The 12951-nt window shown below is 58.9% G+C and carries 12 protein-coding genes and 1 tRNA gene; 6 read left to right on the top strand and 7 right to left on the bottom strand.

Translation table 11 applies throughout. The annotated features are described in order from the left end of the window. Nucleotides 1-37: 37 nt before the first annotated feature. Nucleotides 38-583, bottom strand: a complete 546-nt coding sequence (gene tadA, locus ACY8FN_RS11370) for a tRNA adenosine(34) deaminase TadA (RefSeq protein ID WP_463100062.1) — start codon at nucleotides 581-583, stop codon at nucleotides 38-40. Nucleotides 584-826: 243 nt separating this feature from the next. Here tadA and ACY8FN_RS11365 point away from each other — a divergent pair. The 4 genes from ACY8FN_RS11365 to aceA all read left to right on the top strand — a co-directional run bounded on the left by ACY8FN_RS11365 (nucleotide 827) and on the right by aceA (nucleotide 4949). Further along, nucleotides 827-903, top strand: a tRNA-Pro gene (locus tag ACY8FN_RS11365). A gap of 223 nt (nucleotides 904-1126) precedes the next feature. Beyond that, the gene (locus ACY8FN_RS11360; RefSeq protein ID WP_172956306.1) at nucleotides 1127-1267 is read left to right on the top strand and encodes a hypothetical protein; all 141 of its coding nucleotides are present in this window, start codon (nucleotides 1127-1129) and stop codon (nucleotides 1265-1267) included. Nucleotides 1268-1954: 687 nt separating this feature from the next. Further along, nucleotides 1955-3562 carry a malate synthase A gene (gene aceB / locus ACY8FN_RS11355; RefSeq protein ID WP_463100061.1) on the top strand — a complete coding sequence of 536 codons (1608 nt, stop codon included), beginning with the start codon at nucleotides 1955-1957 and terminating at the stop codon, nucleotides 3560-3562. Between the two features lie 73 nt (nucleotides 3563-3635). Next, a complete protein-coding gene (gene aceA / locus ACY8FN_RS11350; protein ID WP_139693517.1) occupies nucleotides 3636-4949 on the top strand; it encodes an isocitrate lyase in 1314 nt (437 codons plus the stop codon). Between the two features lie 118 nt (nucleotides 4950-5067). On the opposite strand, the gene hda is transcribed toward aceA, so the two are convergent. The 3 genes from hda to upp all read right to left on the bottom strand — a co-directional run bounded on the left by hda (nucleotide 5068) and on the right by upp (nucleotide 7668). Beyond that, the gene (hda, locus tag ACY8FN_RS11345) at nucleotides 5068-5769 is read right to left on the bottom strand and encodes a DnaA inactivator Hda (RefSeq protein ID WP_042022088.1); all 702 of its coding nucleotides are present in this window, start codon (nucleotides 5767-5769) and stop codon (nucleotides 5068-5070) included. Nucleotides 5770-5871: 102 nt separating this feature from the next. Then, entirely contained in the window at nucleotides 5872-6891 is a 1020-nt protein-coding gene (locus ACY8FN_RS11340; protein WP_463100060.1) for a DUF2066 domain-containing protein, read from the bottom strand. 150 nt (nucleotides 6892-7041) lie between these two features. Beyond that, the gene (gene upp / locus ACY8FN_RS11335; RefSeq protein ID WP_005320172.1) at nucleotides 7042-7668 is read right to left on the bottom strand and encodes a uracil phosphoribosyltransferase; all 627 of its coding nucleotides are present in this window, start codon (nucleotides 7666-7668) and stop codon (nucleotides 7042-7044) included. Between the two features lie 176 nt (nucleotides 7669-7844). Here upp and purM point away from each other — a divergent pair, with 176 nt between their 5' ends. Next, nucleotides 7845-8882 carry a phosphoribosylformylglycinamidine cyclo-ligase gene (gene purM / locus ACY8FN_RS11330; protein ID WP_438539049.1) on the top strand — a complete coding sequence of 346 codons (1038 nt, stop codon included), beginning with the start codon at nucleotides 7845-7847 and terminating at the stop codon, nucleotides 8880-8882. Further along, nucleotides 8879-9517 (top strand): phosphoribosylglycinamide formyltransferase, encoded by a 639-nt coding sequence (gene purN, locus ACY8FN_RS11325; protein ID WP_463100059.1) that lies wholly within the window; start codon nucleotides 8879-8881, stop codon nucleotides 9515-9517. The genes purM and purN overlap by 4 nt, the downstream gene beginning before the upstream one ends. 142 nt (nucleotides 9518-9659) lie before the next feature. Here purN and ACY8FN_RS11320 read toward each other — a convergent pair whose 3' ends face one another. From ACY8FN_RS11320 to ACY8FN_RS11310, 3 genes are all read right to left on the bottom strand, one after another. Beyond that, nucleotides 9660-10421: a Nif3-like dinuclear metal center hexameric protein gene (locus ACY8FN_RS11320; RefSeq protein WP_463100058.1), complete on the bottom strand. Its 762-nt coding sequence runs from the start codon at nucleotides 10419-10421 to the stop codon at nucleotides 9660-9662. Between the two features lie 144 nt (nucleotides 10422-10565). Beyond that, on the bottom strand, nucleotides 10566-11909 hold the full coding sequence (locus ACY8FN_RS11315; RefSeq protein WP_101321483.1) for a sigma-54-dependent transcriptional regulator: 1344 nt from the start codon (nucleotides 11907-11909) through the stop codon (nucleotides 10566-10568). After that, the gene (locus ACY8FN_RS11310; RefSeq protein ID WP_068977196.1) at nucleotides 11906-12940 is read right to left on the bottom strand and encodes a sensor histidine kinase; all 1035 of its coding nucleotides are present in this window, start codon (nucleotides 12938-12940) and stop codon (nucleotides 11906-11908) included. Before ACY8FN_RS11310 ends, ACY8FN_RS11315 begins: the two co-directional genes overlap by 4 nt. Nucleotides 12941-12951: the final 11 nt, after the last annotated feature.

Here is a 12951-nt window from a genome sequence, read left to right as displayed (position 1 = left end):
TCCATCAGCGGGCAGTGAACACTGCCCGCTGAGTCATTCAGGAAAGAACATCGTTTGATTGTTGCAGCACCAACTTGGCTGCCTTCTTCTCGGCCCGGCGGCGTTTGAAAAACGCAGAAAGCTGGGCCGAGCAAGCCTCGGCCAGCACCCCGCCGGTTAGCTCAATCCTGTGGTTATGGCGCGGATCCTGCAAAATCTCGAACACTGACCCCGCAGCTCCGGTCTTGAGATCCTGGGCGCCATAAACCACCCGCTTGACCCGACTATGGATCAGCGCACCGGCACACATGCAGCAAGGCTCCAGGGTCACATAGAGCACGGTGTCGAGCAGCCGGTAGTTTGCCAGCTGCTTGCCCGCCGCCCGGATCGCCATAACCTCGGCATGGGCACAGGCATCGTGTTCGCTGATGGAGCGGTTCCACCCCTCCCCCACCACCTGACCATCCAGCACCAGCACGGCGCCGACCGGGATCTCGCCAATCCCTTCAGCTTGAGCTGCCAAGGCCATGGCATGGCGCATCCACTGTTCATCCTGTGCTGTGTAACTGAGTATCTCTGTGACCGCTGCTGGTTTCACGCCCATGCCTCTCTATAGATATCGATTCGCTGATCCCTCGCCCATGCCATGCGGTTATCTGAACCGGTACATGACGCCACTATCATAGGGCGGCGACGGGTCGGCGATTATGCCAAATCTCCCCTTCATGCCCAAGCCACATCTTCTCTGCACAATAAAGTAGCAGTTGGCATCTCACTGATAAAAAAGGAGTTGCACCAACAGATTCATATCATTAGACTCCCTTCCGTCAGCTCGAACTGACTCCGTCGGTGTGTAGCGCAGCCAGGTAGCGCATCTGCATGGGGTGTAGAGGGTCGGAGGTTCGAATCCTCTCACACCGACCATTTTCCCCGAGAATAGCCCAGTCAAACGACTGGGCTATTTTTATGCCTCCGATTTCTCCTCCTGACGATGCCAGCCTACCAAGAACAAAAAACAGCCAGAACCACTTGAATCTTTTTGATAAACTCATTAAGATGCGCACCTTTCCGCCGGTAGACAAAACAGGGAGGGGGAAACACCAGTGAAAGGATCACTGACCGGCTTGCGTTCAACACAGGACCAGGCATGCACCAGACCACCGATTTCACACCCGCAACTCCGCTCTATTCCGTTCCTCACGACACCCCTTGCAACAGCGAAAACGAAGATGAATATGTCATCCAGCTGGATGTGATCGACTTGGCCGAGCCGGATGATGACTATTGAGCCCGGCCAGGTGGCCGCTCAATCTTCCACGACTCCCTCCGTTTAACGTCTCTTTTTCCACCACTTGGCGACGCCCCAGCAAAAAACGACAAACTGCTAATTCTATCAAGGATGGCAGTATTATTGACTGACATTCATCCCCCTCACCTCCCTGCCATTACCCCCGACAACTGATACAAACCTACGTTATTGCGCTTCACTTTCCATCACTGCAGCAGCTGGTGCCAACAGAGCCCATCCCACCTCTACAAGTTTAAAACAGGCGTTCATTCACCAGTATCAGTAAAGGCAGAACCCTAAATGGCATATTCAAACGCGCTTTATACGGCTGTTTTGGCAAAGCCTGGAGTAAGGTCGGGATTTGTTTTTGCATTTGTAATTTTATTACGTAATAAGTTACGAAATAAGGGGCAGGGTCACAGCCCAAATTAGCCGTTGTCCGATGGGAAAAAGCAGGAGCATAACCATCTATGTAGAGCTTTTATACCAACTACATAAGTCGATAAAAAACATCGACTTAACTATATGTCAAAAACGAGCGTTTAAAAAAAACTGTTGACGTAATCAACAATATTTCGCACCTTATCAATCGTGTTATCCCGGTGTTACGGGAAGTTTGCAAGAACAGGGATCGACTTTAGTCGTAGTTAGTAAGTTCAAAATGTAATTCTCAAAGGAGTGAACCTTATGTCGGCACCGGCTCAGACCCACTGCAGCGCCCGCCTTCGCATCCAGGGCGAAATGCTGCCCGAATACGCGCAAATTCTGACGCCGGACGCGGTGGCTCTGGTCTCCGAACTGGTGGAACGTTTTGCTCCCCAAAGAGGGGAATTACTGAAACAACGTGTGGCACGCCAGGCCCGTATCGATGGCGGCGAGCTGCCGGACTTCCTGCCAGAAACCGCCCACATCCGTGACGGTGACTGGACCATTCGCGGCATTCCCGCCGACCTGCAAGACCGCCGTGTGGAGATCACCGGCCCGGTCGAGCGCAAGATGGTGATCAACGCCCTCAACGCCAACGTCAAAGTGTTCATGGCGGACTTCGAGGATTCACTGGCCCCCGCTTGGAATAAAGTGATCGAGGGGCAAATCAACCTGCGCGATGCGGTCAACGGCACCGTCTCTTACACCAGTCCGGAAGGCAAGGCCTATACCCTGAACCCCAATCCGGCCGTGCTCATCTGCCGTGTTCGTGGTCTGCACCTGCCGGAAAAACATGTCACCTTCGATGGCCAGCCGATCCCCGGCGGCCTGTTCGATTTCGCCCTCTATTTCCTGCACAACTATCAGGCGCTGCTGGCCAAAGGCTCGGGCCCCTACTTCTACGTGCCCAAGTTGCAGAGCAATCTGGAAGGACGCTGGTGGAGCGAGGTGTTTGCCTGGACCGAGGACAAGTTCGGTCTGCCCCGTGGCACCATCAAGGCCACCGTGCTGATCGAAACCCTGCCAGCAGTGTTCGAGATGGATGAGCTGCTCTATCAGATGAAGGATCACATCGTCGCCCTCAACTGCGGCCGCTGGGACTACATCTTCAGCTACATCAAGACCTTGAAGAACCACCCGGATCGGGTACTGCCTGATCGTCAGGTGGTGACCATGGACAAACCGTTCCTCTCCGCCTACTCACGGCTGCTGATCAAGACCTGCCACAAGCGCGGCGCGCTGGCGATGGGGGGCATGGCCGCCTTTATTCCCGCCAAGGATGCCGCCGTCAACGAGCAGGTGTTTGCCAAGGTCAAAGCCGACAAGGAGCGCGAAGCCAACAACGGCCACGATGGTACTTGGGTCGCCCACCCCGGCCTCGCCGATACTGCGATGGCGGTGTTCAATGCCACCATTGCGGCTGGCACCAAGAACCAGATCGGCGTGCTGCGCGAGCAGGATGCCCCCATCACCGCCGCCGACCTGCTGGCCCCCTGTGAGGGCGAGCGCACCGAGGCGGGCATGCGCACCAATATTCGGGTCGCGCTGCAATATCTGGAGGCCTGGATCAATGGCAATGGCTGTGTGCCCATCTACGGTCTGATGGAAGATGCCGCCACCGCCGAGATCTCCCGCACCTCCATCTGGCAGTGGATCCGCCACGGCAAGAGCCTCGCCAACGGCAAGGTGGTGACCAAGGAGCTGTTCCGCCAATTGCTGGCCGAAGAGCAGGAGGTGGTCAAAGCCGAGGTGGGGACCGAGCGCTGGCAGGCAGGACGCTTTGCCGAGGCAAGCGAGCTGATGGAGCAGATCACTTGCGCTGATACCCTGATCGATTTTCTGACGCTGCCCGGTTACGAGCGGCTCTGAATCACGGGCCCCGGGCGGGGCTCGCCAATAACAAGTCAATGGAAACGTGAAATCAATGAAAGAGGGAACTGATATGGCACTGACCCGTGAACAACAGATCCAGGCTATCGAGAAAGACTGGGCAGAAAACCCCCGCTGGAAAGGGATCAAGCGCGGCTACAGCGCCGAAGATGTGGTGAACCTGCGTGGCAGCTTGCAGCCTGCACATACCCTGGCCCAACGTGGCGCCGACAAACTGTGGGAGCTGATCCACGGCAGCGCCAAAAAGGGCTACGTCAACTGTCTCGGCGCCCTGACTGGCGGCCAGGCGGTGCAGCAGGCCAAGGCTGGAATCGAGGCGATCTACCTCTCGGGCTGGCAGGTGGCGGCGGACAATAACTTGTCCTCCACCATGTACCCGGATCAGTCCCTCTACCCGGCCAACTCGGTACCGTCCGTCGTTGATCGCATCAACAACTCCTTCGCCCGTGCCGACCAGATCCAGTGGGCCAACAAGGTCGGTCCGCAAGATGCCGGCTTTATCGACTACTTCCTGCCGATCGTGGCCGATGCCGAAGCCGGTTTCGGTGGCGTGCTGAACGCCTTCGAACTGATGAAGGGGATGATTGAAGCGGGCGCCGCTGGCGTGCACTTCGAAGATCAGCTGGCGTCCGTCAAGAAGTGCGGCCATATGGGCGGCAAAGTGCTGGTGCCGACCCAGGAAGCGGTACAAAAGCTGGTTGCCGCCCGTCTGGCAGCCGATGTGTGCGGCACCACCACCCTGGTGATCGCCCGTACCGACGCTAACGCTGCGGATCTGCTGACCACCGACGCCGACCCTTATGATGCAGGCTTCCTGACCGGTGAGCGCACTGCCGAAGGCTTCTACAAGGTGCAGGCAGGCATCGAGCAAGCTATCTCCCGCGGTCTGGCTTACGCTCCTTACGCCGACATGGTGTGGTGCGAAACCGCCAAGCCGGATCTGGACGAGGCGCGCAAGTTTGCCGAAGCGATCAAGGCGCAGTACCCGGATACCATCCTGGCCTATAACTGTTCACCCAGCTTCAACTGGAAAAAGAATCTGGACGATGCCACCATCGCCCGCTTCCAACAGGCGCTCTCCGACATGGGCTACAAGTACCAGTTCATTACCTTGGCGGGTATCCACAACATGTGGTTCCACATGTATGAACTGGCCTACCAGTACGCCCGTGGCGAAGGGATGAAGCACTACGTCGAAATGGTGCAGGAGCCGGAATTTGCCGCCGCCAGCCGTGGCTACACCTTCGTGGCGCACCAGCAAGAGGTCGGTACCGGATACTTCGACAAGGTGACCACCGTCATCCAGGGTGGCCAATCCTCGGTCACCGCGCTGACCGGATCCACCGAAGAAGATCAGTTCCACTGATAGGCAGAACTCTTTGAGAGAGTCCTTGAGATAGCAAAACCCCGGCCTGAAGCCGGGGTTTCTTTTTATCTACCATTTAAACGTAGGTCAGACGCGCAACAGCACACCATCGACAGGATCAGAGCTCGAGGATCTCTTTGACAAAGGGGATTGTGAGTTTGCGCTTGGCGCGAAATGAGGCGTTGTCGAGCTGATTGAGGGTGGTGAGCAGAGTGCGCATGTCGCGGGAAAGTCGGTTGAGCAGGAAACGACCCACATCAATCGGCAATTTGAAGCCCCGCAGCTCGGCACGCAGTTGCAGGGCGCTGAGCTTGCCTTCATCATCCAGTTCGTCGAGATGAAAGCTTACCCCCCAGTCGAGACGAGAGGCGAGATCCGGCAACTGTAGTCCCAGCTTGCGCGGTGCACTGCAGCCAGTGACCACCAGCGTCCCCTCGCCCTTCTCCTGCCAGCGATTGTAGAAGTCGAACAGCGCTCGCTCCCACACCGCATTCCCGGCGATCGCTTCGAGGCTGTCGAGACAGACCAGCGGCAGGCTTTCGAGGGCATCGAGCATGCTGGGATCGAGCTGTTCGAACTGATCGAGAGAGAGATAGGCCGCCGCCGCATCGCGGGCATTGACCTCGGCACAGGTGGCATGGAGCAGATGAGAGCGCCCGGATCCCTTGGCCCCCCAAAAATAGAGGAAAGGCGATCCCTGACCGATGGCCGCATTCTTGAGGGCGGTGATCAGATGAGCATTGTTGCCGGGATAAAAACTGACGAAGGTTTCATCATCCGGTAGTTGTACGGCTAAAGACAGTTGGGCCGGTTGCTTCACTCGTTAGGCTTTGACTGTGACATTTGTGGCTAAGTGTATCATCGCAAAGGCAGATAGAGAACCGCCCGGACAAGCCGGGCGGTATGGAAAAGCCTTATAAAATCAGGGCTGCGACCATTGGTAACGCAAACCGCTGCCATTATCGTCAACCTTGCGCAGTCGACTCTCGAGTTGCAACGCTCGCCCCAGCTCTGCCGGATCGCCTTGCAGGGTGAAGTTGAAGGTCACCTGATCCCCCTCCAGCTGGCCGATCGCCACCTTGCTGACGCTGGCCATCCCCTGCAGCATTTTCTGCACCGCGATCATGCTGTCCACCTCTGAGAGCCCATCCACCACCAGAGTCTGGCTGGTTGCCGGGCCCGAGATACGGGCGCCATAATTTTTCACCAGCCAGGCTGCCAAAGTATCGGCAAACCCTTGTGCCACCTCGGCCTGGGTGCCACTGCTGTTACCACGGGTCAGTTCGGCCACTTCGCCAGCTGCTTTGGCCCCGTAGAGTCCCCAGTCGATGCTCCACTTGTCACCTTCCGGAGTCAGCTTGCCCAGCACCACCATCTCGGCGCCATAGCGCTCGCTCGCCTGCAGAATCGGATCGGCAAAACGACCCCACACATCGGTGGTACTGACCGCCATGTTGTCGTCAAGATCCATCAGCGGAATACTGATAGGCAGCCCCAAGGTCTGGGCCTGCTCACGCAAGGCTTGCGCCCAGCCATCGCTCGATTGATCCGCCAACAGGCGACGTTCACCCTGATCCATCACCAACCAAATCGCCATCTGGGGTCGCGCCGCGCCCAGCAGGGCAAACTGGCTCTCGGAGACCAGACTGTTGATCTTGTCACTGTTGAACTCGGCTTTCAGATACTTGACCGCGTCCAGATCCTGATAGCCATAGCTCTTTACATAGTCACCCGGCGCAGCCAACGCCTTGACGACCACCGGCTGGGTGAGGATATCCCGTTTACCGGTCACCTTGATCAATACCTGCCCCAGCGCCTGAGACTGAGCGGTAACCATGTCGCCGCTGGTCGGTGCCTTGCCCTGATAAAGGTCGGCGACCTGAGCGGCCGAGGCCATGAATGACAAGCCGCAGCAGAGGGCGGTCACAACACGTTTGAACATCAACAGAGTCTCGAAATGGGGGCGTGTGCTTATGGTAGCGGCAAGGCACCTCTTGCGGCAAGGCGGGCACAAGCAGCCACAAACAACAGAGCCGGCACAACGCCGGCTCAGATCACCACTCCCGATGAGGAAGCAGGTTAAAGCATCAACTTATTTGGTACCGAAGATCTTGTCGCCGGCATCGCCCAGACCCGGCACTATGTAGCCTTTCTCGTTCAGGCCCTGATCGACAGAGGCACAGTAGAGTTCTACATCGGGGTGAGCCGCTTCAAGCGCCTTGATCCCTTCCGGCGCGGCAACCAGTACCAGCACCTTTATGGATTGGCAGCCCTTCTTCTTCAACAGATCGATGGTGGCGATCATAGAGCCACCGGTGGCCAGCATGGGATCGATAACCAGTGCCAGACGCTCTTCGATATTGCTGACAATCTTCTCGAAATAGGGAACCGGTTGCAGGGTCTCTTCATCGCGATAGATACCGACCACGCTGACGCGGGCGCTCGGCATGTGCTCCAGCACGCCATCCATCATGCCAAGACCGGCACGCAGGATCGGCACGACAGTTACCTTCTTGCCCTTGATCTGGTCAACTTCCACTGGCCCGTTCCAGCCGTCGATGGTAACCTTCTCGGTTTCGAAGTCAGAGGTGGCTTCATAGGTCAACAAACTGCCCACTTCTTTGGCCAGTTCACGGAAACGCTTGGTGCTGATATCGCCTTCACGCATTAGCCCGATCTTGTGTTTGACTAGGGGGTGTTTGACTTCAACCACTTTCATTATTGTCTCCTCTAACTCGCCGCAAAAAAATCGCGGAATCATACAATAAAAGCCCGCACTTGTAGAGCCTTTCCGCGCAAAAACGCGCAAACGATTTCCTTTCTGATTTATCACTGCCGCTGGTAGTATATGCCCCGAATTTTACCCTCCACTTCGATACATGACGGGGAATACGCGTGACTGACAAAACCTCACTGAGCTACAAAGATGCTGGCGTAGATATTGATGCTGGCAATGCACTGGTTGAACGGATCAAGGGCGTCTCCAAGCGCACTCGTCGTCCTGAAGTGCTGGGTGGTCTTGGCGGCTTTGGGGCCCTGTGTCAAATCCCTGCGGGCTACAAGGAGCCGGTACTGGTCTCCGGTACCGACGGTGTGGGCACCAAGCTGCGGCTGGCCATCGACCTGAAGAAGCACGACACGGTCGGCATCGATCTGGTGGCCATGTGCGTCAATGACCTGATCGTACAGGGTGCCGAGCCGCTGTTTTTCCTCGACTACTATGCCACCGGCAAGCTGGACGTGGACACCGCGGCTGCTGTGGTCACCGGGATCGGTGTTGGTTGCGAGCAATCGGGCTGTGCCCTGGTGGGCGGTGAGACCGCCGAGATGCCGGGCATGTATGAAGGGGAAGACTACGACATCGCCGGTTTCTGCGTTGGTGTGGTTGAGAAGAGCGAAATCATTGACGGCTCCAAGGTCGGTGAAGGGGATGCCCTGATCGCGCTGGCCGCCAGCGGCCCTCACTCCAACGGCTTCTCGCTGGTGCGCAAGATCCTGGAAGTCTCCAAGGCCGACGTGCATCAGCCGCTGGGTGACACCACCCTGGCCAACGCCCTGCTGGAGCCGACCCGCATCTACGTCAAGCCGGTGCTCAAACTCATCAAGGAGTGCGAGATCCACGCCCTGTCCCACATCACTGGTGGCGGCTTCTGGGAGAACATCCCCCGCGTACTGCCCGCCAACACCCAAGCGGTGATCGACGAGCAGAGCTGGCAGTGGCCGGCAGTATTCAGCTGGCTGCAGCAGGCTGGCAACGTCACCCGCTTTGAGATGTATCGCACCTTCAACTGCGGCGTCGGCATGATCATCGCCCTGCCTGCCAACCAGCTGGAGAAGGCGCTGACCCTGCTCAAGGCGGAAGGGGAGAACGCATGGCACATCGGTCATATCGCCAAGGCCGCCGATGGTGAGGAGCAGGTCATCATCAAATGATGCGGATCATCGTCCTTATCTCCGGCAACGGCAGTAATCTGCAGGCGATCCTCGACCACTGCGCCAGCGGCAAGATTGCCGGTGAGGTGGTCGGCGTCATCAGCAACAAGGCTGACGCCTATGGTCTGGTTCGCGCCAAAGAGGCCGGGGTGGCGACCGCTATCCTGACCCAGCAGCAGTTTGCCAGCCGGGAGGAGTATGACACCGCCCTGCTGGCGCTGATGGCGGACTATCAGCCGGATCTGGTGGTGTTGGCGGGGTTTATGCGGATCCTGAGCGCCCAACTGGTGCACCACTTCGCCGGGCGGATGCTCAATATCCACCCCTCCCTGCTGCCCAAGTATCAGGGTTTGCACACCCACCAGCGCGCTATCGACGCCGGTGACAGCGAGCATGGCACCAGCGTCCACTTCGTCACCGAAGAGCTGGACGGTGGCCCGATGATCCTGCAGGCCCGCGTCCCCATCTTCGAAGGAGATGAGGCCGATGAGGTAGCAGCCCGGGTACAGGCGCAGGAGCACAGCATCTACCCACTGGTGGTGCGCTGGTTCTGCGAAGGCAGGCTGCAGATGGTGGATGGCGCCGTGCAACTGGATGGCGCCCTGCTGGGCCCCGCGGGTTATGCCAGCGAGTAACCGCTAACGACTGCATGTAAGAGGTAACAAGGGAGGCCTCGGCCTCCCTTGTCATTTCTACCTATCCGCACGATCTATCCGCACGCTATCCACGCGATGGCTGCGGTCAGGTCCGATTACGCCGCTACGCGGCCAAGCGACCCTACACCGGATTGTCGATATCGATAAAGGTGACATCCAACCCGTGCACCGTCGCCAGCCACTCTCCCAACGCCTTGACGCCGTAACGCTCGGTGGCGTGATGGCCAGCGGCGTAGAAGTGCATCCCCATCTCGCGGGCGGTGTGAATGGTCTGCTCGGAGGCTTCACCGGAGATAAAGGCATCGATACCCTGCTCCGCCGCCAGATTGATGTAGCTCTGACCGCCGCCGGTGCACCAGGCCACCGAGCGGATAAGCTCGGGGCCGCTATCACCACAGTGCAGTGGTTCACGACCAAGTCGCTCGGCAATCAGCTGGGCAAAGTCACTGCCGCTCATCGGCTGCTCCAGCTTGCCCACCATGGCGACGCTCTTGCTGTTCCAGGGCTCCAGACCGCGGCGCACCTTGATGTCGAGCAGCTTGGCGAGCTGGGCGTTGTTGCCCACCTCGGGGTGCACATCCAGCGGCAAATGGTAGGCAAACAGATTGATATCGTGGGTCAGCAGGGTCTTGAGCCGACGCTGCTTCATACCGATGATCTGGGCCGGTTCACCGCTCCAGAAATAACCGTGATGGACCAGAATGGCATCGGCCTCGGCAGCCACCGCCGCATCGATGAGTGCCTGACTGGCGGTGACACCGGTCACCACCTTGCGAATGCGCTCGCGCCCCTCTACCTGCAAGCCATTGGGGCAGTAATCCTTGATGGCGTGGGGTTCGAGCAGATGGTTCAGTACAGTTTCGAGTTTTCGATGAGAGATCATAGGGGTCCCTTTTTAAGGCTCGGTCCCCTGCTTTAGCAATAAAAACAGGGCTCAGGCGCCAAACGCCAAGAGCCCCATGATAATCGAGCGGGGCCGCCAAGACCATGACGCCCCCCACATGATGACAGTTATCCGCCACCGGATTCAGGCAGGCAGGTCGATCCCCGCTTCCCGCATCTGGGCCAGCTTGTAGCGCAAGGTGCGTGGACTGATACCAAGCCGATCCGCGACATCTTTACGGCTGCCGTTACAATCTTGCAGGGTGTCGAGGATGATCTGGTGCTCCTGCTGCTTGAGCTCACTGCCGAGGCGATCGCCACCATAGCTGCGATCCACACTGACCAACTCCATCTCCTGCTCGTCCAGCTCCTCCAAAATCAGGTGGCCACTATCAATGACCCCATCCGGGCTCAGGATCAGCGCGCGCTGCACCACGTTGTCCAGCTCCCGCACGTTGCCGGGCCAGGGGTGGGCCAGCAGTCGCTCCCGCGAGGCGTCCGTCAACTGTGGGGTCGGCAACCCCTGCTGACTGGCATGGAGCGCCAACAGGTGCTCCGCCAGCGGCAGAATGTCGCCGGGTCGCTCACACAAGGCGGACCAACGCAGCGGGAAAACATTGAGGCGATAGTAGAGATCTTCGCGAAACAGCCCATCCTGCACCGCCTTTTTCACATCCCGGTTGCTGGTGGCGATGACCCGCACATCCAGCGGGATCATCTTGCGGCTGCCGAGCCGCTCCACCTCTTTCTCCTGTAACACCCGCAGCAACTTGGCTTGCAGCCCCTGATCCATTTCGGTGATCTCGTCGAGCAGCAAAGTGCCGCCCTGCGCCTGCTCGAACTTGCCGGGGCACCCCTGCACCGCGCCGGTAAACGCCCCCTTCTCATAGCCAAACAGGGTCGCCTCCAGCATGTTTTCCGGAATGGCGGCGCAGTTGATGGCGACGAAGGTCTGCTCGGCGCGATTGGAGTTATCGTGGATATAACGAGCCAGTACCTCTTTGCCCGTCCCGCTCGGGCCGGTCACCATCACGGTCGCTTCGCTTCTGGCCACCCGGGTCGCCAGCTGGAACAGCTCGGCGGTTTTGGGATCCCCGTAGACCACGGCGCGCTTCTCCACCTTCTGGGCGGGCACGTAGCGGCTGACCTGATTGAGCAGCACCTCCGGCGAGAACGGCTTGGCCAGATAGTCGATGGCCCCTTCGCGCATGGCGCGCACCGCGCCGTCGATATTGGCGTAGGCAGTCATCAGCAGCACGGGAATTTGCGGATATTGCTGACGGATGGTGGCCAGCAAGGTGAGGCCATCCATCCCCCCCATCTGGATATCGGAGATCACCATGTCAAATGGCTGACGGGAGAGGATCAGCAGAGCCCGCTCGCCGCTGTCTGCTTCACGGCACTCATAACCGCCCAGCAACAGGGTGTCCACCAGCGCTTCGCGCAGGCCATTGTCATCCTCAACTACCAGAATTCTGGCCTGTGTCATGCTACACCTCCAAGCTGCACCGGTTGCTGATGCAGGGGGAACGACAGAGTAAAGCAGGTGCCCTCACCGGGCACCGAGGCCACGCCGACCTCCCCCTGATGGGCACGTACTACTGATTGCACCACCGCCAGACCGAGGCCAGTGCCTTGGGAACGGGTGGTAAAAAAGGGTTCGAATACCTGACCAAGCTGGTGAGAGGGGATCCCCTTGCCATTGTCGATAATACGCATCTCCACCCGGGCGCCGCTGCGCACCGCACTGACCAAGAGTGAAGTGGCCCCCGCCTGCTGGGCATTGGCGATCAGGTTGTTGATGGCGCCCGCCAGCGCGCTGCTGTTGGCCAGCAGGCAGAGATCGGGCTCCGGCGCTTCCATGTGCAGCTCGCAGCCTTGCTGGGCACAAAATGCCTCGGCACCGGCCTGCACTTCGGCCAGCAGCCCTTGTACCGAGATGGGGGTGACCACCTGATTGTCGCCGTTGCGGGCAAACAGCAGGATGTCGTTGATCTGCTTCTCCAGATCCTGCAAACGGGCCATCAGCTTTTGCTGAAACTGGCTGCGGGATTCCGGCTTGAGGGTACGGTTGGCCAGGTTGGCGGCATAGAGCATGGCGGCAGAGAGCGGGGTGCGGATCTGGTGGGCGAGCGAGGCCGCCATATTACCCAGCGCCGACAGCCGCTTCATATGGTTAATACGGTCTTGCAGCTTGCGGGTTTCGGTCAGGTCGTTGATAAAGACCAGCTGGCCCGGCTGATCCGGCAGCGGCTGGGTCGAGAGTTGCACCCGGCGCCCGTCGCGCAGGGAGATCTCGTGGCCATCATCTTCACGCGGCTCAAAGCAGCGGGCGATGATATGGCGCCAGAGCTCCCCTTCCAGCGGCTCACCCAGCAGGGAGATGGCCGCCGGATTCGCGCGGGTGACCACCCCTGCCCCATCAAGCAGCAATACCCCGGTGGGGAGCGCCTTGAAAATGGCATAGAGCTGGCTCACTTCATGGGACTGGAGTGGCATGTCCTGCTGCTGGATTGTCATAAAGCTGACCT

It is taken from the genome of Aeromonas sp. 160P, assembly GCF_055193095.1.
Note: the sequence above shows the minus strand (reverse complement) of the source record. Positions and strands in the feature narration are given on the sequence as shown.

Bases quoted from the DNA above. Each gene is read 5' to 3' on its own strand.
- tadA (WP_463100062.1), bottom strand. From the start codon at position 583: ATGGGCGTGAAACCAGCAGCGGTCACAGAGATACTCAGTTACACAGCA.
- upp (WP_005320172.1), bottom strand. From the start codon at position 7,668: ATGAAAGTGGTTGAAGTCAAACACCCCCTAGTCAAACACAAGATCGGG.
- purN (WP_463100059.1), top strand. From the start codon at position 8,879: ATGATGCGGATCATCGTCCTTATCTCCGGCAACGGCAGTAATCTGCAG.
- aceB (WP_463100061.1), top strand. From the start codon at position 1,955: ATGTCGGCACCGGCTCAGACCCACTGCAGCGCCCGCCTTCGCATCCAG.
- ACY8FN_RS11360 (WP_172956306.1), top strand. From the start codon at position 1,127: ATGCACCAGACCACCGATTTCACACCCGCAACTCCGCTCTATTCCGTT.
- ACY8FN_RS11310 (WP_068977196.1), bottom strand. From the start codon at position 12,940: ATGACAATCCAGCAGCAGGACATGCCACTCCAGTCCCATGAAGTGAGC.
- ACY8FN_RS11315 (WP_101321483.1), bottom strand. From the start codon at position 11,909: ATGACACAGGCCAGAATTCTGGTAGTTGAGGATGACAATGGCCTGCGC.
- aceA (WP_139693517.1), top strand. From the start codon at position 3,636: ATGGCACTGACCCGTGAACAACAGATCCAGGCTATCGAGAAAGACTGG.
- ACY8FN_RS11340 (WP_463100060.1), bottom strand. From the start codon at position 6,891: ATGTTCAAACGTGTTGTGACCGCCCTCTGCTGCGGCTTGTCATTCATG.
- ACY8FN_RS11320 (WP_463100058.1), bottom strand. From the start codon at position 10,421: ATGATCTCTCATCGAAAACTCGAAACTGTACTGAACCATCTGCTCGAA.